The following is a 24754-nucleotide window of genomic DNA, read 5'->3' as shown; positions in this document are numbered from 1 at the left end:
TTCGAATATTTCGAATAGTGCTATAGTGGTGGCATGACCGTCACTCAGCATAATCAGCGTTCTATTCTTGAACCCTCCACCTTCCATGAAGCAGACTTAGAACTACTTTTTTCTTTCTTGCATAGCGCTTCTAGTGAGGATGAGGGGGCTCAGCCTGCGCTGCTATCGCCAGACGGTAAAAAACAGGTCATTCCCTTCCTCTTATATGACACACTAACAACCATCGTTGATGCCTTAGCCCATAACAAGGCTGTTTCGATTACGCCTACCGATACCAAGCTCACCACTCAGCAAGCTGCTGATTATCTCCAAATATCTCGTCCAACACTCGTAAAAATTCTCGAATCTGGTGATATTCCCTTTACTACTGTTGGCCGCCATCGCCGTGTGCTTCTCGCAGACTTGATTCAGTATGAAGAGAAAGAGCGAAGAGAGCGTAAAGCTTTCCTCCAAGAACAAACGCAAGAATCATCGGCAGACGGTAGCTACTTTGACCTACCTGCAAGCTTTGCGCAGACTCGCAGGTCGTCAGGAAAATCTTAATGTCTGGGCTATCTGCTGTTCTCGATGCATGTGTACTGCTACCGATGCCAACGTGCGACTTACTTTTGCGCCTAGCAGATGCAAAAGAGTACAGGCCCCTCTGGTCGCATGGGATTCTAGAGGAAGTAGAACGCAACTTGCAGACAGCGTTCATGCGAACGCCTGGGCAGGCTGAGAAGCGCGTGAGAAATATGCAGAAATACTTCCCAGATGCAGAAGTTTGTGAGTATGAATCGCTGATACATCAGATGGGTAACGACCCTAAAGATCGCCATGTTTTAGCAGCAGCAGTTCGAGCTCGTGCTGACTTTATCGTTACTTTTAATCTGAAAGACTTCCCTGAAGAGACTTTAGCTCCATTTGATGTGAGGGCCGTTCATCCAGATGATTTTCTCTGCGACCGGTTTGCACTGAACCCGCAGAGAATCAAACAAATTGCTGAAGACATTGTGCGAGACATGAAGAACCCAGAGGTAACTCACACGGAGTATCTGGTGGGGTTGAGAAAAATTGGGCTGGTGAGGTTTGCAGAGACTCTTGAGTCTAATGGGTTCTAGCTTTCGAACCCCAGCATATGATCCAGAGTCTCGTGGATCTGCTGGTCTTCAAAGCCCAGTTTGCGCATGGCTGTAATGTACTTTTCGGTCAGGGTCTGCGCCTTGTGCGCGGTTGAGTCGAGGGCCGTAATAAAGGACCCTGCCCGGCCGTGCGTTTCAATGGCGCCGGCGGCTTCCAGCTCCTTGTAGGCCTTCGCCACCGTGTTTACTGCAAGACCTGTTTCGGCAGCTAGCGCCCGCATGGGCGGTAGCCGGTCACCGGCAGCCAGAGCGCCGGAAGCCCGTGCCGCAATAATAGCCCGCCGCAGCTGGGAGTAGGGCGGGACGTCCGACCCCTTATCAACCCTAAAATTTAAAGCACGGATGCCCCCGCACAGCTCCTCGTGGGAGTCGTGAATCGGGGGCATCTCGTTCTTTGTCATGGCACCAGTCTAAAGGGTGCCGGTCGCAATCTTCAGCATGCGGCGCACGGGTTCTGCGGCGCCCCACAGCAGCTGGTCACCCACGGTGAAAGCAGAGATGTACTGGGGGCCCATGTTGAGCTTGCGGATACGGCCCACAGGGATATCCAGGGTGCCGGACGCCGCAACGGGGGTCAGACCCTCGACGGTGGCGTCCTTGGTGTTGGGGATAACCTTTGACCACTCGTTGTCCTCATCGATGATCTTCTCGATTTCTTCAACGGTCAGGTCTTCCTTGAGCTTCAGGGTCAGAGCCTGGGAGTGGGAGCGCATGGTTGCGATACGCACGCACAGGCCGTCAAGAACCACGCGGTCATCACCCTCAAGGCCCAGAATCTTGTTGGACTCAGCCTCGGCCTTCCACTCTTCGCGGGACTGGCCATTACCCAGGTCAGAGTCAATCCAGGGAATCAGTGAACCGGCCAGGGGTACGCCGAACTGGGTGGTGTCGAGGTCGCCGGAGCGCTGGAGTTCCAGCACCTTGCGGTCGATCTCAAGGATGGCGGACGCGGGGTCGTCCAGCTCGGTTGCTACATAGCCGTTGATATCGCCGAACTGCTTGAGTACCTCACGCATGTGGCGGGCGCCGCCACCGGAGGCTGCCTGGTAGGTCATGGAGGTGCCCCACTCAACCAGGCCCTGCTTCCACAGGCCGCCCAGGCCCATGAGCAGGCAGGAGACGGTGCAGTTGCCGCCGATGAAGTCCTTAACGCCGGATTCCAGGCCGCGGTCGATGACGTCGCGGTTGATGGGATCAAGCACGATGACGGCGTCATCGTTCATGCGCAGGGTTGAGGCGGCGTCAATCCAGAGACCGCTCCAGCCGCGCTCGCGCAGCTGGGTGTGTACTGCCTTGGTGTAGTCGCCACCCTGGGCGGTCACGATGACGGGCAGCTTGGCGAGCTCGTCGATATCGTGGGCGTCCTTGAGAGTGGACTCTTCGAGGGCGCCGCCGAAGGTGGGGGCTGCTGAACCGGCCTGGGAAGTGGAGAAGAAGACCGGGTTGATGCCCTCAAAGTCACCTTCTTCGAGCATGCGCTTCATGAGCACGGAGCCGACCATGCCACGGTAACCAACAAAGCCTACGGAATCACCAGATGTAAAAGTCATGGTTTCAGTCTAGCTTTTACGAGCTCCCGGCGCAGGGTCTGGAACCGCATGGTGAGAGAAAGTGTAATCGTACGGTGACTTTACTTAAAGTAACCGTATGATTACTTTAGGAAAAGTGGTCGTTCGGTTACACTTGCGGTATGACACAGCAAGATGCCACCGGTATACGAACCCTGCACATCACTGGAGAAGTGGGGGAAGTCGTCCGTCTCCGCCGAGAAGAGCTCGGTCTTACTCAAAAAGAAGTGGCCGCCAAGATTGGCGTATCCCGCAAATGGTACATTGACCTTGAACAAGGTAAGCCAACGGTTGAGCTCTATAAGGTACTAGATGCTTTTTGGGCTTTAAACCTAGAGCTTCAAGTAAAGGCCGCATCATGAGCGAACTCAATGCCTACCTAGATGGTGAACTGTGTGGCACATTCATGGAGAAAAATGGGCAAATCACTTTTACCTATTCCCCAGGCTATGAAAGTGCGGTGTCCCTTTCTCTGTCTATGCCTGAACGAAATCGGACCCATAAAAATAAAGTAGCGCTACCGTTCCTTAAAGGCCTTTTACCCGATAATGCTCAGGCTTTAGAAAATATGGCGCGTGCGGCAGGGGTATCAGCAGGATCCATTTTTGGTTTACTTGAGCGCTACGGGCAAGACGTTGCAGGCGCTCTTCAGCTTTTACCGCCGGGCAAGGGCAGCAGCGATGCACAGAGAGCTAACCTTTCTCAGCAACCCGTGCTGAATGAAACAGATTTTGAAGAACTACTAGAAGAAAGTAGAGAGCTTTATCGCGGGAAAACGCTGATTGCTTCTGAAGCTTTTCGATTTAGCGTGGCAGGAGCCCAGCCAAAGCTATCACTGACCAGAAATCATGAGGGTAAATGGGTCCAGCCGGGAACAGGTATCGCCACTACCCACATCATTAAGCCTGTTAAAACAGAAGATAATTATTTTGTTGAGAATATCGATATTGCTGAGTTCTTGACAATGAAGGTAGCCGTTAAATGCGGGCTTAATGCTGTTGATCCTGAACTGTGGCGGAGTAGAACAAGTAGCTTAACAGCGGTTATTGTTCCCCGCTACGACCGTTATATCCTTGACGATACTGTTCGCCGGGTACACCAGGAAGACCTGTTGCAAGCACTGGGTATACCGCCTGAGAAGAAGTATCAGCATCGTGATGGTGGCCCTGGAGCTGGGGAGATAGGCCAACTGTTCCGCCAAAAAACTAAGCCGGGGGATCGCTTACGTCTTCAAGAGGACTTCTTTAAAGGCTTGGTGTTCAACGTAGGCGTAGTTGGTACAGATGCTCATGCCAAGAACTATTCTTTGGTGCATCGGGAGAGCGGGAGTGAGCTTGCCCCGTTGTACGATTTGATTTCTGCTGCTGCACATATCGGGGATGAAAGCTTGGCTTATTTTCCAATGGGAATTAAGAAAAACTATAGATTTACTCAGATTTCTGACGAAGGTTTAGTGTTTGAGGGACAGCGTTTAGGCTTGCCGAGGCAACGGGCCCAAGAGCTCGTAGAAGAGATTCTTAGCTACCTGCCAGAGGCTTTTGAGGAAACAGGTAAAGAGCACGGTTTGGAAGATGCAGCCGCCAAAATTGTGGACGGTCTGGGGCGGCTTTCCCCTGCCCGTTTTGTTTCAAACTATTGGCGCTGACCTGCTACCTTTGTCTTGCGCAGGGTCTGGAACCGCATGGTGAGAGGGAGCTTCTCGCCGGTGGCGGTCAGCGCATAGCCTTTTTCAGAGCGGACGGGTGCGTCCTCAGCAACTAGCGCCCAGTCGGCGCCCAGCTTGGGGGCGTAGGTATCACCGGGAATCTCAGCCTCAAAGAGGGTGCGCTCCACCCGGGTTACCTGCCAACCCGCTACTCCGGGCAGGTCGGTGCGGTGTAGGGCCTCGGTGTAGAGAGAGCCGCCGCCAAGGACCCAGTAGGTGGGGGCGTCCGGAGCTAAACTCTGCGCCGCCCCCAAAGCCGCATCGAGAGAAGGCGCCCAGACGGCGCCGTCCTTCTCTTCAACCTGCGAGACAGAACGCGTAATCACAAGATTGAGCCGTCCCGGCAAGGGGCGGAAGCGGGGCGGGAAGGACTCCCAGGTCACCCGGCCCATAATCACCGGGGCGCCCAGGGTCAAGGCCTTGAAATGGGCTAGGTCCTCGGGAGCATACCAGGGCATATCGCCGTTACGGCCAATCACCCCGTTGCCTGCCTGCGCCCAGATAGCCGCTAGCTCGGGCAGGGTACCCGAGCCGCTTACCTGCTCACCATTCACGCTCAACTCCTTGGCCCTAGACCGCAATCGGGGCTTTAATGAGGGGGTGATGGCGGTAATCTACCAGCTCAAAGTCCTCAAACTCGTAGTCAAAAATTGAGGGCTTCTTATTCTTAATGCGCAGGCGCGGGTAGGGGTAGGGCTCGCGCGACAGCTGCTCGGTGACCTGCTCGTAGTGGTTGGAGTAGATGTGGCAATCCCCGCCGGTCCAGACAAACTCACCGGGCACCATACCCACCTCTTCAGCAATCAGCTGGGTCAGCAGGGCATAGGAGGCAATGTTGAAGGGCACGCCCAGGAACATATCGGCAGACCGCTGGTAAAGCTGGCAGGAGAGCTCCTTCTGGCCGTCCTCCCGGGTCTTCACGTAGAACTGGAAGAGGGCATGGCAGGGCGGTAGCGCCATATCGTCAACCTCAGCCGGGTTCCAGGCAGAGACAATATGGCGGCGAGAATCGGGGTTGTTCTTGAGCGAGTCAAGCACCTTGGCAATCTGGTCGATGGTCTGCCCGTCACCGGCCGGCCAGGAGCGCCACTGCACCCCGTAGACCGGGCCCAGTTCGCCGTCCTCGTCCGCCCACTCATCCCAGATAGTCACGCCGCGCTCCTGCAACCAGCGTACGTTGGACTCCCCGCGCAGGAACCAGAGCAGCTCAATAACCACCGACTTGAAGTGCACCTTCTTGGTGGTAATCAGCGGAAAACTCTCAGATAGGTCAAAGCGCATCTGACGGCCGAAGACGCTTCTGGTGCCGGTGCCGGTACGGTCGGCTTTCTCGTCGCCGGTTGCCATAATCTCGCGCAGCAGGTCTTCGTAGGGGGTAGGAATAACAGTCATATCTTCTTTAATCGTCAAAAGGCTTAATTTGTTCCAGCGACACCACGGTCTTGGGGTGGGCAACAGACACCTGCAAGACCCACATTTCCCCGGGCTTGAGGTAGGGGTCATGCACGGGCAGATGGGAGCGTAGCTGCTTATTCAGGTGCTCGCCCAGAACCTCAAGGACAGTGGGCAGCACCGGGCGGTGGGTGCAGAGCATGACCGACTTATCCCGCTTCTCAAAGAGGGACTCGACCACCTTGCGGGCGGGCTTGGGCGCCCGGGCATGGTGGGCTTCGGTCAGGGCCCGCTTCTCCTTGATGGAAATGCCAGAGGCCTTCGAATAGGGGTAGACCGTCTGCATACAGCGCACCCAGGGAGAGGAAACGATGCGTTCGGGCTGCCAGGCCTCCAGCAGGCGTCCTACCGCCAGGGCCTGGCGCTTGCCGGTAGCCGCAAGTGAGCGCTCGCCTTCGGCCCCGGCCCAGCTGGCGCGCGGCTTGGCCTTGGCGTGGCGGACGATAATCACCGGGCGGGTGCGCAGGTTCTGCGCACGGGCCAGGGCCAGTAGGGCGTCGAGGGGCTCTTTGTCGGTGGCGTTGGTGAGCATGGTGCGGGCCTGCTTGGGAGTGACCCAGCGCAGCTCGTCCACTTCGCCCTCATCGGCAACGGCTTTTTGCCCGGCGGGTGCTTCGGCTGCCCAGTAGTAGACCTCCTTGGGCTTGCCCTTGACCTCGTAGGCGGTCACCGCTAGAGGGGCGCCGAGGGTGACGTTGAGCCCGACCTCTTCGCGGATTTCCCGGATGGCGGTTTCGGGCAGGGTTTCGCCGGGGTCCTGCTTGCCCTTGGGCCAGGACCAGTCATCGTAGCGGGGGCGGTGGATGATGAGGACCTGCACCTGGTCGTGGTACCAGCGCCAGATGATGGCGCCTGCTGCGTTGACAGCTGCCCGGTTGTGGGGGCCCCGGCTGAGCGAGAGCGCTCCGTCGTGGGTGTGGGCGGCGTAGAAGGTCTCGGTGTGCGGCATGTGGAAAGCTCCGTGGGGGTGGGGCGGGCATTGAGAATGTCCTTGAGTTAACCGAATGTTAACCCAAGGACATTCTAAGCCTCTTAGCTGTGAGCGGTGGACAAGGCGCGGACGTCTGCGCCCGGCTTAGGCTCGCTTGTTGCGTTTCTGGTCGCGGCTAGCCAGGTAGTAGGCCTGCACATCGCGCAGGGGTGAGCCGTCGGCTGCCAGGTGGTGGCGTTCCCAGGTGCCGTCGGCTGCCAGGTGCCAGTTGCTGGTTTTCTCTGAGAGGTAGTTGTCGAACATATCGAGCAGGTACTTGATATGGGCTTCTGCCTTCACATGCACCAGGGCTTCAACACGGCGGTCGAGGTTGCGGTGCATCATGTCTGCTGAACCGATGTAGACCTTGGGGTTGCCGGCGTTCTCGAAGGTGAAGACGCGGGAGTGCTCAAGGAAGCGGCCCAGGACTGAGCGCACCTTGATGTTCTCGGAGAGACCGGGGACGCCGGGGCGCAGGGCACAGATACCGCGAACGACCACGTTGACCTCAACCCCTGCCTGGGAGGCGCGGTAGAGGGAGTCGATGATGGCCTCATCGACCATGGAGTTGCACTTAATCTGAATCTTGGCGGCGTGGCCCGCGCGCTTGTGCTCGATTTCCTTGTTGATGTTGTCAATCAGGCCCGAACGCAGGGAGCGGGGGGCAACCAGTAGCTGCTTGTAGGTGGTCTTCGGGGCGTAGCCGGAGAGCTGGTTGAAGAGGCGGGAGACGTCCTCACCGATTTGCGGGTCGCAGGTGATGAGACCGAGATCCTCGTAGAAGCGGGCGGTGGAGGGGTGGTAGTTGCCGGTGCCGATGTGGCAGTAGCGGCGCAGCCCGTCCGCCTCTTTACGCACAACCAGGGAGAGCTTGCAGTGGGTCTTGAGGCCCACGATGCCGTAGACCACGTGCACGCCCGCGCGTTCGAGCTTGCGGGCCCAGTTGATGTTGGCCTCTTCGTCGAAGCGGGCCTTAATCTCAACCAGGGCCAGCACCTGCTTGCCGGCTTCGGCTGCCTCAATGAGGGCGTCCACGATGGGGGAGTCGCCGGAGGTACGGTAGAGGGTCTGCTTAATGGCGAGGACGGCCGGGTCGGCCGCTGCCTGCTCTAGGAAGGCCTGCACGCTGGTGGCAAAGGAGTCGTAGGGGTGGTGCAGCAGGACGTCGTGGTCGCGGGTTGCGGTAAAGACGTCGGCTGCCTTGGAGGTTTCGTTGGCGTTGAGCCAGCGGGAGGTGTGGGCGATGTGCTTGGGGTAGTGCAGGGCAGGGCGGTTGGTCTTGGCGATATCGGACAGGCCGCGCAAATCGAGGGGAGCGGGGAGCTTGTAGACCTCGTGCTCGTCGATGCGCAGCTCTGAAACGAGCAGGTCAAGGATGGTGGGGTTGATGGTGTCTTCAACCTCCAGACGCACCGGGGGGCCAAAGCGGCGGCGCAGCAGCTCGGTTTCTAGGGCCTTGAGCAGGTTCTCGGCGTCGTCTTCTTCAACTTCAAGATCCTCGTTGCGGGTCACGCGGAAGGCGTGGTGCTCCACGACCTCCATGCCGGGGAAGAGCATGTCGAGATGCTCGGCGATAATGACCTCAAGGGGGATGAAGCGGACCTCGCCCGAGGAGGACTTGACCGCGCGGGCGCCGTCAACGGCCACCATGCGCTCGATGGCTTCGGGCACCTTGAGGCGGGCGAAGAGCTCCTTGCCGGTCTGGGGGTTGCGGACGATGACGGCCAGGTTGAGTGACAGGCCAGAAATGTAGGGGAAGGGGTGGGCCGGGTCAACAGCCAAGGGAGTGAGTACGGGGAAGAGCTCGGCGCGGAAGAAACGGGAGAGGCGCTCCTGCTCACTGGAGGAGAGGTCTGCCCAACCGACGATACGGATGTTTTCCTTTTCCAGTTCGGGGTAGACCTGCTCGTGGAAGACGCGGTACTGGCGCTCCTGCAGGGCGTGGGCGGCCTCGGAGATTTCTTCCATCTGCTCTTCGGGGGAGAGCCCGGCTGCTGAGGGCACAGCGATGCCGGTGGCGATACGGCGCTTGAGGCCGGCCACGCGCACCATGAAGAACTCGTCCAGATTGCTGGTAACGATGGAGAGGAAGTTCAGGCGCTCTAGCAGGTAAAGGTTGGGGTCTTCGGCCAGTTCGAGCACGCGGGTGTTGAACTCAAGCCAGCTGATTTCGCGGTCAAGGAAGCGGTCGCTGCCGAAATCGCCTTCGAGGTTGGGCTGCTTGATTTTTTCGCCCACGTCGATACGGTCTACGCGGGTTTCGGCGCGTTCGAGCTTGTTAATATCGCCGTTGATATGGGGGTGGGCCGGGGTTTCTGCCGGTGTGGTGGTCATGGTGTGCCTTTCAATGCGAGGGGCGGTGGTAAAGATTAGGGGTGGGCAGGTGCGTACTGTCGGTCGATGGTGAGGGGTGTAAAGCCGAGGGAGCGGTAGAGGGCTACAGCGGCGGTGTTGTCGGCATCGACATAGAGGACGATGCGGTCAAGGGGGGTGCCGGACTCGTCGGTAGCATCGTCTAGGTAGGCCATACCGGCTAGGGTCAGGGCCTTACCCAGCCCCTTACCCTGCCAGGTGGGCGCGATGCCTACCGCGTAGACTTCCCCTTCGGGGCGCTCGCCCTGGCCGGTAGGAATCTTGGTCCAGTGGAAGCCTGCCAGCTGCCCGTCCTTTTCTACCGCCAGGAAGAACCCTTCTGGGCGGAACCAGTCAGAGTCGGTGCGGGCCGCAAGGTCATCGAGGGTTAGCCGCCCCTGCTCGGGGTGGTGGGCAAAGGCCTGGGCGTTGACCTGCACCCAGGCCTCAGCCAGGTCGGGGGTGTAGGTGGTCAGCGTTAGGCCAGCGGGGAGGGGGCGGGCCTGGGCAGCGGCGCGGACGCTCGCCCGCGCCTCGTCGGTCAGGGCCAGACCCAGCTTGTAGAGTTCGCGGGTAGGGCGCCAGCCCAGCTTATCGGCCAGGTGGGTTGCCGCCTGCAGGGCAGGGCTAGATGTATCAGAACCACCGTGTACCCAGGCCCGAAGCGGCTCGTCACCGGCAGCCTCAACCGCCGCGCCTATCAGGGCCGAGCCAAGGCCCTGGCCACGGGCCTCGGGGGCGACAGCGGCCTCCAGCACCCAGAGCTCGCCCTCCCTCACCAGGGCGGCGAAACCTAGGGGTGCACCAGCCTGCCGGGCCTCAAAAAGCCGCACACCGGCGTCCGCCCCCGCAGCTGCCTTGCGCAGCTCAACAAAGGTCTGCTCAGAGAAGGGGGAGGTGCCGTCCTGCCGCCGGGCCAGCTCAGCCAACCGCTCAAAATCAGCTAGCACAACACCCGAAACCTTGGGTGAAACAATTTCATAGACCACACGCGCCTCCTACACACATCGCAGCTCCTCTAAGCCTACCTAGAATCCGACCGCGCCGAGTTAAAGCTATATCCCACATTGCGAACCGTCGTAATCAACTGCTCATGGTCAGGGCCCAGCTTCGACCGCAGACGACGAATATGCACATCAACCGTGCGCGTACCACCGTAGTAGTCATAACCCCACACCTCAGAGAGGAGCTGGGCACGCGTAAAAACCCGCCCGGGGTGCTGCACCAAAAACTTCAGCAACTCAAACTCTTTATAGGTCAGGTTCAGGGGCGACCCCTGCAAACGCGCCGAATACGAGGCCTCATCGACCGTGATACCACCGGCCCGAATCACCGTGCTCTCAAGCTCAGCCTCCTCAGCCACATGCGCCGTCAGCAACCTCAAACGGGCCTCAAGCTCAGCCGGGCCCACCGACTCAAGCACGATATCGTCCACCATCCAGTGCGGCGCCACCGCAGCCATACCGCCCTCGGTAAGCACCATCAACAGCGGCGTAGTAAAACCAGACCCCTTCAACAACTGGGCACAGTTACGGGCCGCAACCAACTGCTCACGGGCATCAACCAAGACCACATCGGGCCCAGCAGCCTGCACCATCGACGGCGCAGCGCCCAGAGGAAGAACCGATATCTGATGAGCCAACAACCCCAGCGACTGAGTGACATCGGCGCCATCAGCCGCAGAATCACTCAATACGACAATATGCAGCACGCTCAACCACTCCCTAGAACAGGTCAACTCAACCATCAGTATAAAACGCAGGGTACAGACGTTGATAAACAGGTTCGTAATACGGGAAGATAAGAAGGACGCCGGCGCCCACACACCCGGTACACCACACAGTAAGATGAAACGCCCCCGTGACTACCAAAGAGCCTACCCACACCCGTGCCATTCGCACCTTCGTACCTGAACTCACCAAGCTACGGCGAGCCCGCCAAAAAACTGTCTACGAAGGCCCCATCGGGCGCATCGGGGCAACCCGCCGCTCCCGCTACACACTGGTGGCACTCTCAGCCCTCATCACCCTCATAGCCTTGGTCATCACCGCAGCTACCTCACCCGACCTCGCAGCACTCGCCGGGTTGGGCGCCGTCCTTCTCATCGCCGGCGGCTGGCCCGCAGCAACCGGCATCGCCGAACTGCGTGGACGCCGCCGCATCACCTCCCACTCCGTCATCGTGCTGATATCGGGCGTAGCCTCCCTGCTCTACTCCTGGCTCAATCCCGGCAATTCCCCCCTGGCCTTCCTGCCCGCTATCGCAGCGGTGGGCGTGGTCGCAAGCTTCATGGCAGAACTTGCCCGCGGCGAAGGCGCTGTGGGGCGCCTGGAGTCGGTCATCAGCTGCGTCTCGGGTGTGCTGGCCTCAGTCTCTGTGGCAGGCTGGGTGGGTCTAGCCATCCTGGCCAGGGACGTTGAAACCGCCTACCCCGTCATCACCATCGGCCTGGCCGTCGGTCTGCTGCTGGGACTTATCGGCATCCGGGTTGTCTCGGCAGGCCCCAAGGAAGGGCCCCGCCGTGGCGCTGTCACCCTGGGCGTAACACCCGTAGCATTTATCGGCGTCATCGCCTATGTGTGTGCGACTTTCCTCACTCGCGTGGTAGGGTAGCGGTATGAGTATTCTTGCACTTGAAATTTTCTTCCTCGTCCTTCTGGGCCTGGCAGGTCTGGCTATCTTCACCTGCATCGGTTTCGTACTCACCGGCCTCTTCCGTGGCCAGAAGTAAGTAACCCACAGGCTTAGACACCGGCCCCGCGCACTGTAGCGCGCGGGCCGGTTTTCTTTATATTTCGGGCACCTAAGGTGAAGGGAGCAGCGGGGGCGCCCCGGCAGACGACTGGCTGGGGCTGGCATGAATCGCAGGCGATGAGCGTCGAGATTCCGAGCGCGCGAGGAAAATAATCTCGGCGCGAATCTGGCGAGCTTGCGAGCCAGAGTGAGCCTGCGAGAAGGTTAGTCGTCAGAGGGGCGCCCCTCGCTGCTTATACCTGCCCCTCTCCTCGGACTGGTTTGCCGATTACACTGGTTACACTGGTGTGTATGGCTATTGAAATTCCCACCAACCTTACCCCCGAACTCGTGCCCTTCTCCTGGCTGCTGGGCACCTGGGAGGGTACCGGCTCCCTCTGGTACGAGGGGGCAGAATCAACTCCCTTCGGGCAGATTATTACCTTCAGCCAGGACGGTCTGCCCTTCATCGAATACCGCGCCGAGAGCTTCCTGCTCGATGACCAGGGGCAGAAGCTGCGCACCATCACTGTTGAGACCGGCTTCTGGCAGATTGACCGCCCTCAGGTGGACGGCGACGTCGGCCCCGGTCTGGTGCCTGCTGATGTGGTTCCCGTGCACCAGGACGCCGAGTCCGTTGAGTCCCTGCGCAACGAGGACGGCGGCTTCAACCTGCTGGCGACCATCGCCCACCCCGGCGGTCTGACCGAAAACTACGTGGGCATGATTAAGGGCCCGGTGGTGCGTATGCAGACCGGCAACATGCTTAAGGATGACATCACTAAGGACTACGCCGGTTCTGTACGCCTTTGGGGCCTGGTCAACGGCAACCTCATGTGGGACTGGGAAACCGCTAACCCCGAAACCCGCAAGCTTGAGAAGCACGCTTCGGCTGAGCTGCGTAAGACCTCGTCCATGACCGGTGAAGACCTGGGCACTACCATGTTCGGCGGCGAAAACCTTGCAGGTGACCAGTAGTGACTGCCTACCGTAGTCCCCTGCTGTCTCGCCCGGGTGCTTTTGCGGCGTCCGGGGCGGACGCCGGGGTCGCTGCCCACTACGGCGACCCGGTTGCTGAGCAGCGGGCCCTGGCCCGCCGTACCCGGCTTGCCCTGGTTGACCACTCCAACCTGGGCGTGGTAACGGTTGCGGGCGAGGACCGCCTGAGCTGGCTGACCACCCTCTCAAGCCAGGTCCTAGCCGGGCTGGGGGAGGGGGACTCCACCGAGCTTCTTCTGCTGACCCCGCAGGGCCGCATCGAGTTCTCTGCTTTTGCTGTTGAGAAGGACGGCGCGGTCTGGCTGATCACCGAACGGGACCAGGCTGCGCCCCTGGTCGAGTATTTGAACCGCATGAAGTTCATGCTGCGCGTTGAGATTACCGACCGTACTGAAACCCACGCGGTGCTGGGTTCCACCCTTGACCCGCGCGAGGCTGAGGGCGCGGACGCCGTGCTGGCAGGCGGTATCGTCTGGACTGACCCCTGGAGCGCCGGTATTGCCCCCGGGGGCTACACCTACGCGTCCGCTGGGGAAGGCGAGCACCCGGCGTCCGCCTACCGCCGCTACCTGACCATCGTGCCCGCCCACCGCCTACTCGATGCGGTCGAAGGAGCCCAGCTGGCTGGGGTCTGGGCCGCTGAAGCTCTGCGCATTGAGGCCTGGCGCCCGCGCGTGGGCGTGGACTCCGACGAGAAGACCATCCCCCACGAGCTCGACCTGCTCCGTACCGCCGTGCACCTGGAGAAGGGCTGCTACAAGGGCCAGGAGACCGTGGCCCGCGTGCACAACCTGGGGCACCCGCCCCGCCGCCTGACCTTCCTCGACCTGGACGGCTCCGAGCACACCCTGCCCGCTGCCGGTTCTGCCGTGATGAACGGCGAGAAGAAGGTGGGCACCGTGACCTCGGTGGCCCTGCACCACGAGGCTGGGCCTATCGCCCTGGCCGTCCTGAAACGCTCGGTTGACCCCGCCGCCACCCTGCGCGTGGTGGACGGGGGAGATACGGACGCCGACGGCAACCCCGCAACCAGCCAGTACGCCGCCACCCAGACCGTGATTGTTGCTCCGGACGCCGGCCAGGTGGCAGGACGCCGGAACATGGGGGACTTTCTGCGCTAGAGTTCTCTGAGCCCACACCACGGTAGATACGGCACAGACACGGTAAAACAAGTGCCCATAAAAATGACTGCCTCCCCAAGAATCCTTGGGGAGGCAGTCATTTCTAGTATGAGGCGTGTGGCCTAGCGGCCGAAGAGAACCTTAGCCTCTTCGTAGCGGTGGACCGGAACGGTCTTCAGGCCGTTAAGGGCCTCAGCAAAGTCAACGCGCTTAATTTCGGTGCCCTGCAGGGCAACCATCTTGCCCCACTCCTTGTCGTGAATCATGTCGACAACCTGAATGCCCAGGCGGGTGGAGAGCACACGGTCAAAGCCGGTGGGGGCGCCACCGCGCTGGATATGACCCAGGGTGGTGTTACGGGTTTCAATGCCGGTGATGCGCTCAATCTCCTGCGCAACCCAGTCGCCGATACCGCCCAGGCGGGGGCGGCCGTCCTTCTCCTGGCCCTTACCAGCCATCACATCGTCGAAGCCCTCGGGGATGAAGCCCTCAGCAACAACAATCAGGGGGGAGCGGCCGCGGTCGTGAACTTCCTTGACCCAGCCAGAAACCTCTTCCATCGAGACCTTAACCTCGGGAATCAGAATAGCGTGAGCGCCACCGGACATACCGGAGTGCAGGGCAATCCAACCAACGTGACGGCCCATAACCTCAGCGACCATGGCACGGTGGTGGGACTCGCCGGTGGTGCGCAGGCGGTCCAGAGCATCGGTTGCGATAGAAACCGCGGTGTCGAAACCGAAAGTGTAGTCGGTTGCCTGCAGGTCGTTATCAATAGTCTTGGGAACACCAACCACGGGCAGACCCGCGTCAGCCAGGCGCTTAGCACCCGCCAGAGTGCCCTCGCCGCCGATAGCGACAATAGCGTCGATACCGTTGCGCTCCATCATGATCTCGATGTTCTCGGGGCCACCCTTAGGGCCATCGAAGGGGTTAGTGCGGGACGTACCCAGAATGGTGCCACCGGTACGAGCCAGACCGCGAACCTTGGTGCGGGGCAGATCCATGAAGTCGCCTTCAACAACACCGCGCCAACCGTCGCGGAAGCCAACGAACTCGTCGCCATAGGTCTTGACGCCATTGAGCACAGCGCCACGGATAACAGCGTTCAGGCCGGGGCAGTCGCCGCCGGAGGTGAGCAGACCGATCTTCATGGAGAAACTCCTTGTGTTATTCCTGGTGGGGAATGATGGTGGTGACCCTGTTGGGTTTCTGCCCGTTTAGGCAATCCAAAGTGTGGGTCTTTGTTGGTTTCTATTGTAGTAAAGAGGGGTTGCGTTGGGTAGCTGTGGGGTAGGTTGCGCTGTATGTTTTGGGTCGCTGAGTAAGAGTCAAATGCGACTTTAGGGGCGGGAGGGATTCTAGTTTCTGGTACTCCGGATATTACAGATAGCGCGGCATATGAACCTTCGCAAGCGACCCTCTCGCAGCTTCGCTTCGCTCAGGTGCGATTCACGCCAGCCGCCGAGCCAGCTTGCTTTCGGTTCATATGCCGCGCTTACTTGGCGTCCTGCGTACCACTGAGGCGCACGCGCCTGTATACCCGCGTCAGGCAAATTACTGCGCGGTTGCCAGCAGCTTCTGCATGCGGGCAAGGCCTTCGGCGAGGTCTTCATCGCCCAGAGCGTAGGAGAGGCGCAGGTAGCCGGAGGGGCCGAAGGCCTCACCGGGAACAACCGCTACTTCGGCTTCTTCCAGAATGATTTCGGCAAGCTCAGCGGAGGTCTGCGGGGTCTTACCCGCAATGGTCTTGCCCAGCAGGCCGGTGACGTCGGCGTAGGCGTAGAAGGCACCCTTGGGGGTGGGGCAGTGGACGCCCTCGATAGCGTTAAGCCCCTCAACGATGGTCTTGCGGCGGCGGTCGAAGGCCTTATGCATCTCGTTGACGGCGTCGAGGGAACCCGAGACAGCTTCAAGTGCCGCCAGCTGGGCGATGTTGTTGACGTTAGAGGTCATATGTGACTGCAGGTTGGTTGCCGCCTTGGTGATGTCGGCGGGGGCAATCATCCAGCCCACGCGCCAGCCGGTCATGGCATAGGTCTTGGCAACACCGTTGAGAATGACGGTGTTCTCAGCCAGGGCGGGCACGGCCTTGACGATGGAAGTGAAGGGCACACCGTCGTAGGTGAGGTGCTCGTAGATTTCGTCGGTGAGCACGATGATGCCCTTCTCCAGTGCCCACTCGCCAATAGCCTTGGTTTCTTCGGGGGTGTAGACCGCACCGGTGGGGTTAGAGGGGGACACAAAAATCAGAGCCTTGGTGGCGGGGGTGTAGGCTGCCTCCAGCATGTCGGGGGTGACCTTGTATTCCTTGTCGGCTCCCGCGAAGACCTCGATGGGGTTGCCGCCAGCCAGGCGGATAGCCTCGGGGTAGGTGGTCCAATAGGGGGCGGGTAGCAGCACGTCGTCGCCTTCGTCAATGACGGTGGCAAAGGCCTGGTAGACGGCCTGCTTGCCACCGTTGGTCACGATCACCTGGGAGGCATCGATATCGATACCGGAATCGCGCTTGGTCTTCTCAACGATTGCCTGCTTGAGGGCGGGTAGACCAGCAGCCTGGGTGTAGCGGAAGTTAGCGGGGTCATCGAGGGCCTTGCGGGCGGCGTCCACGATGTAGTCGGGGGTGGGGAAGTCGGGCTCGCCCGCACCGAAGCCAATCACCGGGCGTCCTTGTGCCTTCAGGGCCTTAGCTTTAGCGTCAACGACCAGGGTGGCCGAGGGGGCGATAGCGCCGATGCGGCGTGATACGCGGGCAGTCATGGTGAGGTTCTCGCTTCCGTCCTGCGGGCAGGACCGTCGGGGTGGGGCAAATGAAGGGCGCGGACGCCAGCGCGGCAGCTGGCACCTGCCCCTTAAATCATAGGTCGGACGGCAACTGGGAGAGGGGCTGGCGCGCACCAAATTGCCAAAGCAAAAAATATGTTCTACAGTAGATAACGTTGTTCGCAACCGAACAGCTTTAGGTTTGTGCCCGCAAGGGTTTCAAGCCTCCTTGAAGGGGTAACCTTCAAAGGGCGGTGGCTCAATTGGTAGAGCAGCGGTCTCCAAAACCGCAGGTTGCAGGTTCGAGTCCTGTCCGCCCTGCTTCAAGCCTCACAGGTTTATTTGTCAATCGAACAGTTTATGTTCATGATGAGTCTAGAAAGGGGCGGGCCTACCATGGCTAAATCAATCGCCGCCAGGACCGCCGATTCTGAAGAACCAGGCGCAGAGAAGAAGCTGGGCTTCTTCGGTCGCATTTTCCAGTTCTTGCGCGAAGTCATCGCGGAACTCAAAAAAGTCACCACTCCCACCGGTAAAGAACTGGTGCAGTACGTGATTATTGTTCTTTTCTTCGTTGCTTTTATGATGCTCTTGATCTCGGGCCTAGATTACGTTTTCGGTCAGGGAGCCTTCTGGATTTTTGGTAACGGCATCAACTAGAAGTACGAAGCTAGGCCGACGGCGGCCTAACCCGTAGAATCTTTTGTGTATGTAGGGCGTGCGCGCCTTCAAGTAAACCCCAATGACGAAAGCAGGAAAGCGTGTCCGAGCAGGAAGTTGCACCTGAAACCGAAGAGGTCGTAGAACCTGCAGAGCAGGCAACCGAAGAGGGCCATGAGGCTGTTGAAGTAGCAGCCGCTGAGGTCGTCGAAGAAGTCACTGAAGCTGAAGAAGCTGGCGAGCCCGCCGTTGACCCGCTCGAAGAGTTCAAGGCTAAGCTGCGCCGCCAGGAAGGTGAATGGTTCGTCATTCACACCTACGCCGGCTACGAGAACAAGGTCAAGGCTAACCTCGAATCCCGTGCCCAGACCATGAACGCTGAAGATGACATCTTCGAGGTTCAGGTCCCCATGGAAGAGGTCATGGAAGTCAAGAACACCACCAAGAAGCTGGTTCGCCGTGTGCGCGTCCCCGGCTACGCTCTGGTGCGTATGAACCTGACCGACGAGAGCTGGGGCGTTGTACGTCACACCCCCGGTGTGACCGGCTTCGTTGGGCAGGACGCCTACAACCCGGTTCCCCTGCGCCTCGATGAGGTTGTCGACATGCTGGCTCCCGTCTTTGAAGCTGAGCAGGCAGAAGCAGGCGCCGCCCCCAAGGCTGCTCCCGCTGTTGAAACCGGCTTTGAGATCGGCGAGGCCGTCACCGTTAAGGAAGGCCCCTTCGAGGGCATGCCCGCAACCATCTCAGAGATCAACGCCGCAGCCTCATCAATGGTTGTGCTGATTTCCGTCTTCGAACGCGAGACCCCCGTGACCCTGAACTTCTCACAGGTCACCAAGATGTAGCCCTCTGTGGACTATACAAGGAATTGCTCCTTACCTTTGGGTAGGGGGCGATTTTTTGGGTAAGGGGATTGATTGCAAAAAATGTGCTGTGTTATGCTTCTTTCGTTGGGTAAAGGTGCCTAACTATGATTTGAAAGAGAGAAGACAAATGTCTTTAGCTACAGTTAGCAAGGGAGCAGCTCTAGCTGCTACTACTGCTCTTGGTATTGGTTTACTTTTAGGGCCGGGGGGCTGATTCTGCCAATGCAGGTGTCTATGGTTGCCCTACTTCAACGGTATGTTTATTCACTGGTAACTGGTTTACTGGTGAGCGGCAAGATATTAGCGGCTACTCGCAATATGCAAATGTGAACTCAGCTCAGCATGATAATACTACCTCTTGGATTAATGCCAACCGATGGGCAACGATGGGAATTGGCGAATGGCGTAATGGGTCGCGTTTTATTGCTCAGAAACTCCCTCCTGGCTGGTATGAGTCAGACCTTAGATATGGTGTCAAACCCTCATTTAATAATATGGCGGATTTCATTGTGATGGTCTAAAGCTTAGCGAGGGCAGGAGGATGAACATAAATTTTAACACTCCTGCCCTTGTCGTAAATAAAATATTTATTCTAGAATGACAATTTTAATAGGTTTAATAGGTTTGGCGACTCTGCATGTCAAAAGGAAGACAAGATGAGGCCTCGTATCAGCTATTTCATGGGTGTGGCTATGCTGGTACTCTCTGGTTGTTCCGCTAACGAAGCTACAAGTACCGAAGCGGAACAGTATGAGAGTGGAATTGCTCCTGCTACTCAGGTTGATTCACAAGCGATAGAGAAAATAAATACTCTATTCAGCATGAGTCCTGCCGCCCAGCAAGCTAAAGAAGTAACGGTAGCTCAGTGCCTACAAGCTCAGGGGTATAGCTGGAGTCTGCGATCTACCTCTGAACGTTACGACATCAGATTAGACCTCTCACCACGACCCCTGAGCGTGGAAGATGCTCAAGAGCACGGCTACCAAAAAGCTTCTACTACCTTAGAACAGAACAACCCCGATATAGATGATGCAACCTGGGCTGCCTATATGGGCAACCCTGAAAACGGAGGCATCAGCGTTGACGGAGTTCCAGGGGCGATTGCTGCCGACGGGTGTCTGGCTCAGTCTTATGAGGCTGTCTTTGGGAGCGCTGAGGCTGGAGTTCTTTTTGAAAGCGGTATCCAAAACCTTCCGCTGCCTTATATAGGCGCAGCTCAGATGGATTCGAAACAGGAGGAATTAAATCAGCGGTGGTCGGCCTGTATGAAAGACAACTATAGTATCGAAATACAAACACCAGACCTAGCCTCGGTGGACACTAGCATGGATTCACATCAATTAGCTATTTACGATGCTAAATGCCGGCAGAAAGTAAACTATGAGGAAATCACTGAAGATATTCTCAATGCTTACTTGACTACCTTCTTAACTGATAATGAGGGCGTTATTGACCAGCTCACCCAAGCTAAACGGATAGCGGAGAAAAATGCTCCCGAGATTCTGAGCAAATCATAAGATATGGTGAACAAAAAAATTTGGGTTTTACTGACCTTACTCTGTATGGTAGTTACCGGAGCGACGGTATATATAGCCTCTTCCTTTAAAACTAGCGAGCAGAAAGCCGCTGAAGCACAAACGCCAGAAGCTAGCGTGATTACCGCTAGTGTAGAAAACCGAACCCTCGAGAACATTCTTCCACTAGTCTGCTCGGTTGACTACACCGACCAGCGCGAGCTCACTGTCACTAACGCTGCTCCCGGTGCCCAGTACACCAGCGTGGACATCGTCCAGGGCGAAGAGTTGGGCAACGGGAGCTTGGTCGCCGAGGTTAACGGCGCACCGGTCTTTACCCTCCTGGGTGGCTTCTCCCTCTACCGCGACCTCACCCTGGACGCCCAAGGGCCCGACGCCAAGCTCCTCAACGATGCACTGGTAGCCCTGGGCTACCAGCTCCCACGGGTTGGCGCTGACATAGATACCGTCACCGAGGAAACTTACCGGGCGCTGGGAGTTCTCTACACCAGCTTCGGCTACAAGCCCCTGAGCAAAGAGGAGGCAATCCCGGCAAGTTCCTTTATTGTGCTTAACAACCACGCAACCGTTATATCTAAGCCCCGCTCAACCGGGGACGTCAGCTTTGAGGCGCTTGCCCTGTTGAGTTCCGGGCAGAAAGAACTCGCCTGCAAACCAGCGACCGGCACTCTGAGCCCAGACGCTGCCACAGGTCAGAGGCTCCGCCTCAATACCGGTGCCACAGTAACCTATCTCGTAGAAGTCAAGAGCGAAAAGACAAGCACCGGAGCCAATGCAGGTTCAGGTTCAGAGGCACCGGCCGTCCCTAACACACAGACTGGAACTGATACCGGTACTAAGTACGTTGCCGTTCAGGTGCCCGAGAGCGATTTGGGCGGGCTGAATCGTTTCAACGCTGAGCTGATTCTGGACTCATCGCCCCAGGCCGGGCTGGTTGTTCCTTCCAGCGCTCTCTTCACCACGGGGCAGGGGAGCATCGTCAAACTCCAAGAGGGCACTGAAACACGGGATATCACCGTGCGCGTCACTTTTAGTGCTAACGGCTACAGCATGATTGAAGCAGACCCCAGCACCGGGCTGACCGAAGGTAGCCAGGTTGTGATCTCCACCGGTACATCATGAGCCCCCAGCCCCTGATCGAAACTCGCGAGATTCGCCAGCAATTTGGCACCGCCGAGAACCCACTGGAGATTCTGCACGGGATTAACCTGACCATTCAGGCCGGAGAAATGGCTGCCCTGCTAGGCACCTCCGGCTCGGGTAAAAGTACCCTGCTCAATATCCTAGGGCTCCTGGCCCGGGCCAGTTCCGGTAGCTACACTCTGGGTGGAACCGATATCTCCGAGATGGAGGCCAAACGGCTGGCCGATGTCCGGCTCTCCCAGGTAGGGTTCGTCTTTCAGTCCTTCCACCTGATTGCCCACAAGAACGTCACGGAAAACGTAGAACTACCCCTGCTCTACCAGGGCGTACCCAAAGCAGAGCGTCGCCGCAGGGCTAGCGAAGTTATTGACAGGCTGGGGCTAACGCACAGGGCAACTGCCCGTATAGAAACCCTCTCCGGCGGTGAGAAACAGCGGGTAGCTATTGCCCGCGCCGTAGTGACCCGACCCACCGTTCTCCTATGCGATGAACCAACAGGTGCCCTGGACCAGAAACGCTCACAAGAGGTCATGGACCTATTGCGCGAGGTCACTGGCGAAGACCAAGCTACCCTGGTCGTCACCCATGACCCTGCCATTGCCGCCCGCTGTGACCGAAGCTTCTACATAGAAGACGGTCTGATTATTGAAGAAACCCGCTCGATGGAACAACCTCCTACAGTCCGAGAACAAGCTACGGAACAGAGCAGGTTACCTGCGGTTGCTGACCCTAGCCCAGAGGCCGAGCAGGAACCCGATATTTTTCGGGATGCGGCGGTAGAGGGCATACCCCGTTTCCCCTGGGTCAAACCCGCGCTGGTTGAGGCCTGGCAGGCTACCTTTTCTCGCCTGCGCCGTAACCTCTTCACCATGCTGGGTGTGGCTCTGGGTGTTGCGGCGCTGACCCTGACAGTGGGGCTCTCCAACACCATCGCCGGGCAGATTTCCGATGCCTTTGACATCTACCAGGCTAAGAAAGTCACCCTGCACTACAGCGGGCAAGAAGCCCTGACCGCCCAGCAAGCTCAGAGCCTAGTGGATAGCCCCGGCTACCAGAAACTAGCCGATATTAACGGTGTGACCGGGCAATCTGCCTACCGCGTCATTAACGAGGTCATGGGCGTTCGCTCCACCCTTCACAGCGAAGAAAATATATCTGCCCCGGTCATTGCCGCCCAAGAAACAGTCTTTGCTGTGCAGGAACAAAACCTGGTCCAGGGCCGTCTCTTTGATAGTGGGCACAACGAACGCGGTGAGACTGTAGCCGTGGTGGGCGAGAGCCTGCTCAAAAAGCTCGGCGTGAACTGGCAAGAGGGCCTAGTGATTTACCTGGACGGAAACCCAGTGACGGTAATCGGGGTAGTCACCGAGAACAGCGCCTCAGGTTCCTACTACGGAGCCATCTACCTTCCCTTCAACACTGACTCCTATCCCGACAGTAAATCCCTCGACATCGTGCTGAGCGTTCAACCGGGTGCCGCCCAGCAGGTGGGCCAAGAAGCCCCTTATGCGGTGTCGCCCAATAAGCCTTCTGCCTACAGCGCCACTATCCCGCCTGCACCCGAAACCCTTAAAAATGCTGTAGACGAGCAACAGAAAACTCTGCTGATCGCCATGTCGCTCATTACCCTGGTCATCGGTGCGGTGGGTACCATGAATACCTTCCTGGTAGGGGTTATGGAACGCCGCCAAGAAATAGGTTTGCGCCTAGCCATTGGTACCAAACCGGCGGGTATTACCCTGCAACTGGCGGTTGAAACTATCATTACCAGCCTTTTGGGTTCCTTTGCCGGCGTGCTTTTCTCCATCAACGCCATTGCCCTCATCAGCCTCTTCAACTCCTGGACCCCCATCATCAGCCCGGCAGTAATCGGCCTGGGGGTGGGAGTTGGCCTAGTCCTAGGCCTTCTGGCCGGAATCTACCCGGCCCGCAAAGCCGCCCGAATCGACCCTATCGAATCCCTTACCCGCCTGTGAGCAAGCACCCAGGGGCGGGCGTCCGCCCCGCAATAGCTTTAAAGCCCAGACCGTACTAAGATAGAAAACTGTATGTGCGCACCCACGCCGGTGCGCCCCTACACGGTGCCGCCGCCGCCATGGCAGCACCACCGCCCGGTGCATACTCCTGTGCGCCGGTCCACCAGCTAAGAAAAGGACCAAACACAAATGGCTCCCAAGAAGAAGGTCGCAGGCCTCATCAAGCTGCAGATTCAGGCAGGCGCCGCTAACCCCGCGCCCCCCGTTGGCCCCGCACTCGGTGCACACGGCGTCAACATCATGGAATTCTGCAAGGCCTACAACGCAGCCACCGAATCCCAGCGCGGCAACATCATCCCCGTAGAAATCACCGTCTACGAGGACCGCTCCTTCACCTTCATCACCAAGACCCCTCCCGCAGCACAGCTCATCAAGAAGGCAGCTGGCGTTGCTAAGGGCTCCGGCGTTCCCCACACCCAGAAGGTCGGCTCACTGACCCTGGATCAGGTCAAGGAAATCGCCCAGACCAAGATGGAAGACCTCAACGCTAACGACATCGACGCCGCAGCGAAGATCATCGCCGGCACCGCCCGCTCCATGGGCATCACAGTCGAAGGCTAAAACCCTTCCACCCCTGAAACAACAGGGGAACCGAGGTTCACACCTCACCCAAAGACAATTGTTAGAGTCTCCCACCCGGGAGGCATGTGGCAGAGCCGAGCGCGGCTCACCAAAGACCACACCTGCAAAGGAGAAAAGCAGATGGCAAAGCGCAGCAAGGCGTACCAGGCAGCTGTAGCCAAGATCGAAGCGGACAAGCTCTACGCACCCGCCGAGGCTATTGCAGTAGCAAAGGACATCGCGGCAGACAAGCCCAACTCAACCGTTGAGGTCGCACTGCGACTCGGCGTTGACCCCCGCAAGGCAGACCAGATGGTACGCGGTACCGTCAACCTGCCCAACGGCACCGGTAAGACCGCCCGCGTTGTAGTTATTGCAGCCGGTGAAAAGGCTGAAGCAGCAGAAGCAGCTGGCGCTGACTTCGTTGGCTCAGACGACCTGATCGCAAAGATCGCTGGCGGCTGGACCGACTTCGACGCAGCAGTTGCAACCCCCGACATGATGGGCAAGGTTGGCCGTCTGGGTAAGGTTCTGGGTCCCCGTAACCTCATGCCCAACCCCAAGACCGGCACCGTCACCATGGACGTTGCTAAGGCAGTTGCAGACATCAAGGGCGGTAAGATCGACTTCCGCGTTGACCGCAACTCAAACCTGCACTTCATCATCGGTAAGGCTTCCTTCACCGCTGAGCAGCTGACCGAGAACTTCGAAGCAGCTCTCGAAGAGGTTAACCGCCTCAAGCCCTCATCAGCTAAGGGCCGTTACATCTCAAAGGCAACCATCGCCACCACCTTCGGTCCTGGCGTTCCCGTTGACCCCTCAACCGTAGCCTAAGTTTCTTAGACCCTAACGGTTAAACAAGGCAGGCTCCCCGCGCATAGGTGCGGGGAGCCTGCCTTTTAAGGTTCACAAATTTTTTTCTTGGCTTTAGTGTGAGTGAGCTCTAGTATTGATCTAAATCTTACTGTAAGCTTCCATGTAACCAACCTCACTCAGAGGTTTGGTAAATAAGAGAAAAGACAACAAGATGGCCTTTCACCCCCCCCGTTCCATTTTTAGTATCTGCCTAGTTGGCGCAGTGTTAGTTGGTGGACTTAGCTTTGCGCCCGCCGTGGCTCAAACTTCAATTTCGTCCACCCAAAATAATTTAGAGGAATACAAGCTGG

The 24754-nt window shown here is 58.4% G+C and carries 24 protein-coding genes, 1 tRNA gene and 1 pseudogene; 16 read left to right on the top strand and 10 right to left on the bottom strand.

Annotated features, from left to right (window positions below; translation table 11 throughout):
* The first annotated feature begins 33 nt into the window (after positions 1-33).
* Together L6762_RS00125 and L6762_RS00120 are read left to right on the top strand one after the other, a co-directional pair.
* Positions 34-543: a helix-turn-helix domain-containing protein gene (locus tag L6762_RS00125; RefSeq protein ID WP_237184927.1), complete on the top strand. Its 510-nt coding sequence runs from the start codon at positions 34-36 to the stop codon at positions 541-543.
* Positions 543-1100 (top strand): PIN domain-containing protein, encoded by a 558-nt coding sequence (locus L6762_RS00120; protein WP_272878566.1) that lies wholly within the window; start codon positions 543-545, stop codon positions 1098-1100. Before L6762_RS00125 ends, L6762_RS00120 begins: the two co-directional genes overlap by 1 nt.
* On the opposite strand, the gene L6762_RS00115 is transcribed toward L6762_RS00120, so the two are convergent.
* Together L6762_RS00115 and asd are read right to left on the bottom strand one after the other, a co-directional pair.
* Positions 1097-1522, bottom strand: coding sequence for a GntR family transcriptional regulator (locus L6762_RS00115; protein ID WP_237184926.1), 426 nt, complete (start codon positions 1520-1522; stop codon positions 1097-1099). The two genes, L6762_RS00120 and L6762_RS00115, sit on opposite strands and share 4 nt — an antisense overlap.
* Positions 1523-1531: 9 nt before the next feature.
* Positions 1532-2671: an aspartate-semialdehyde dehydrogenase gene (asd, locus tag L6762_RS00110; RefSeq protein WP_237184914.1), complete on the bottom strand. Its 1140-nt coding sequence runs from the start codon at positions 2669-2671 to the stop codon at positions 1532-1534.
* Between the two features lie 140 nt (positions 2672-2811).
* Between asd and L6762_RS00105 the strand changes: the two genes are divergently transcribed.
* Together L6762_RS00105 and L6762_RS00100 are read left to right on the top strand one after the other, a co-directional pair.
* Entirely contained in the window at positions 2812-3051 is a 240-nt protein-coding gene (locus tag L6762_RS00105) for a helix-turn-helix domain-containing protein (protein WP_237184912.1), read from the top strand.
* Positions 3048-4334 (top strand): HipA domain-containing protein, encoded by a 1287-nt coding sequence (locus L6762_RS00100; protein ID WP_237184910.1) that lies wholly within the window; start codon positions 3048-3050, stop codon positions 4332-4334. Before L6762_RS00105 ends, L6762_RS00100 begins: the two co-directional genes overlap by 4 nt.
* Here the strand turns inward: L6762_RS00100 and L6762_RS00095 are convergent.
* From L6762_RS00095 to L6762_RS00070, 6 genes are all read right to left on the bottom strand, one after another.
* Complete coding sequence (locus L6762_RS00095) at positions 4322-4948, bottom strand: dihydrofolate reductase (RefSeq protein WP_272878668.1); 627 nt, start codon at positions 4946-4948, stop codon at positions 4322-4324. The genes L6762_RS00100 and L6762_RS00095 overlap by 13 nt on opposite strands.
* Before the next feature lie 16 nt (positions 4949-4964).
* Positions 4965-5786, bottom strand: a complete 822-nt coding sequence (locus L6762_RS00090) for a thymidylate synthase (protein WP_237184908.1) — start codon at positions 5784-5786, stop codon at positions 4965-4967.
* Positions 5787-5793: 7 nt separating this feature from the next.
* On the bottom strand, positions 5794-6795 hold the full coding sequence (locus L6762_RS00085; RefSeq protein ID WP_237184905.1) for an NUDIX hydrolase: 1002 nt from the start codon (positions 6793-6795) through the stop codon (positions 5794-5796).
* 126 nt (positions 6796-6921) lie between these two features.
* On the bottom strand, positions 6922-9150 hold the full coding sequence (locus tag L6762_RS00080) for an RNA degradosome polyphosphate kinase (RefSeq protein WP_237184903.1): 2229 nt from the start codon (positions 9148-9150) through the stop codon (positions 6922-6924).
* A gap of 35 nt (positions 9151-9185) precedes the next feature.
* Positions 9186-10157 (bottom strand): mycothiol synthase, encoded by a 972-nt coding sequence (gene mshD, locus L6762_RS00075; RefSeq protein WP_237184894.1) that lies wholly within the window; start codon positions 10155-10157, stop codon positions 9186-9188.
* Positions 10158-10192: 35 nt separating this feature from the next.
* Positions 10193-10879 (bottom strand): response regulator transcription factor, encoded by a 687-nt coding sequence (locus tag L6762_RS00070; RefSeq protein WP_237184891.1) that lies wholly within the window; start codon positions 10877-10879, stop codon positions 10193-10195.
* A gap of 149 nt (positions 10880-11028) precedes the next feature.
* On the opposite strand from L6762_RS00070, the gene L6762_RS00065 reads away from it, so the two are divergent.
* The 3 genes from L6762_RS00065 (at position 11029) to L6762_RS00055 (ending at position 14021) form a co-directional block, all read left to right on the top strand.
* A complete protein-coding gene (locus L6762_RS00065; protein WP_237184889.1) occupies positions 11029-11781 on the top strand; it encodes a hypothetical protein in 753 nt (250 codons plus the stop codon).
* A gap of 432 nt (positions 11782-12213) precedes the next feature.
* The gene (locus tag L6762_RS00060; RefSeq protein ID WP_237184887.1) at positions 12214-12879 is read left to right on the top strand and encodes an FABP family protein; all 666 of its coding nucleotides are present in this window, start codon (positions 12214-12216) and stop codon (positions 12877-12879) included.
* Positions 12879-14021, top strand: coding sequence for a YgfZ/GcvT domain-containing protein (locus tag L6762_RS00055; protein ID WP_237184885.1), 1143 nt, complete (start codon positions 12879-12881; stop codon positions 14019-14021). The genes L6762_RS00060 and L6762_RS00055 overlap by 1 nt, the downstream gene beginning before the upstream one ends.
* Before the next feature lie 122 nt (positions 14022-14143).
* Here the strand turns inward: L6762_RS00055 and L6762_RS00050 are convergent, their stop codons facing one another.
* Both L6762_RS00050 and L6762_RS00045 read right to left on the bottom strand, forming a co-directional pair.
* Positions 14144-15175 carry a 6-phosphofructokinase gene (locus L6762_RS00050; protein WP_237184882.1) on the bottom strand — a complete coding sequence of 344 codons (1032 nt, stop codon included), beginning with the start codon at positions 15173-15175 and terminating at the stop codon, positions 14144-14146.
* Positions 15176-15578: 403 nt separating this feature from the next.
* Complete coding sequence (locus L6762_RS00045; protein WP_237184881.1) at positions 15579-16781, bottom strand: pyridoxal phosphate-dependent aminotransferase; 1203 nt, start codon at positions 16779-16781, stop codon at positions 15579-15581.
* A 251-nt stretch (positions 16782-17032) separates the two neighbouring features.
* On the opposite strand from L6762_RS00045, the gene L6762_RS00040 reads away from it, so the two are divergent.
* The 9 genes and pseudogenes from L6762_RS00040 (at position 17033) to rplA (ending at position 24422) form a co-directional block, all read left to right on the top strand.
* Positions 17033-17105 (top strand) — tRNA-Trp (locus tag L6762_RS00040).
* Between the two features lie 75 nt (positions 17106-17180).
* Entirely contained in the window at positions 17181-17444 is a 264-nt protein-coding gene (secE, locus tag L6762_RS00035) for a preprotein translocase subunit SecE (RefSeq protein ID WP_237184879.1), read from the top strand.
* A 101-nt stretch (positions 17445-17545) separates the two neighbouring features.
* Positions 17546-18292, top strand: coding sequence for a transcription termination/antitermination protein NusG (nusG, locus tag L6762_RS00030; protein WP_135012425.1), 747 nt, complete (start codon positions 17546-17548; stop codon positions 18290-18292).
* Between the two features lie 251 nt (positions 18293-18543).
* Positions 18544-18834 (top strand): annotated as a pseudogene (locus tag L6762_RS12005) (hypothetical protein); the annotation flags it as partial.
* Between the two features lie 135 nt (positions 18835-18969).
* Positions 18970-19830, top strand: coding sequence for a hypothetical protein (locus L6762_RS00025; RefSeq protein ID WP_237184878.1), 861 nt, complete (start codon positions 18970-18972; stop codon positions 19828-19830).
* Positions 19831-19965: 135 nt separating this feature from the next.
* Positions 19966-20970: a hypothetical protein gene (locus L6762_RS00020; protein WP_237184877.1), complete on the top strand. Its 1005-nt coding sequence runs from the start codon at positions 19966-19968 to the stop codon at positions 20968-20970.
* Positions 20967-22967, top strand: a complete 2001-nt coding sequence (locus L6762_RS00015) for an ATP-binding cassette domain-containing protein (RefSeq protein ID WP_237184876.1) — start codon at positions 20967-20969, stop codon at positions 22965-22967. The genes L6762_RS00020 and L6762_RS00015 overlap by 4 nt, the downstream gene beginning before the upstream one ends.
* A gap of 189 nt (positions 22968-23156) precedes the next feature.
* The gene (rplK, locus tag L6762_RS00010) at positions 23157-23588 is read left to right on the top strand and encodes a 50S ribosomal protein L11 (protein WP_135012423.1); all 432 of its coding nucleotides are present in this window, start codon (positions 23157-23159) and stop codon (positions 23586-23588) included.
* Between the two features lie 141 nt (positions 23589-23729).
* Complete coding sequence (rplA, locus tag L6762_RS00005) at positions 23730-24422, top strand: 50S ribosomal protein L1 (protein ID WP_185174246.1); 693 nt, start codon at positions 23730-23732, stop codon at positions 24420-24422.
* The last annotated feature ends 332 nt before the right edge of the window (positions 24423-24754 follow it).

The sequence above is a fragment of the Rothia nasimurium genome (assembly GCF_928381705.1).
GTDB classification, from domain to species: Bacteria; Actinomycetota; Actinomycetes; order Actinomycetales; family Micrococcaceae; genus Rothia; species Rothia nasimurium_G.
This window is presented reverse-complemented; position numbering and strand designations above follow the sequence as displayed.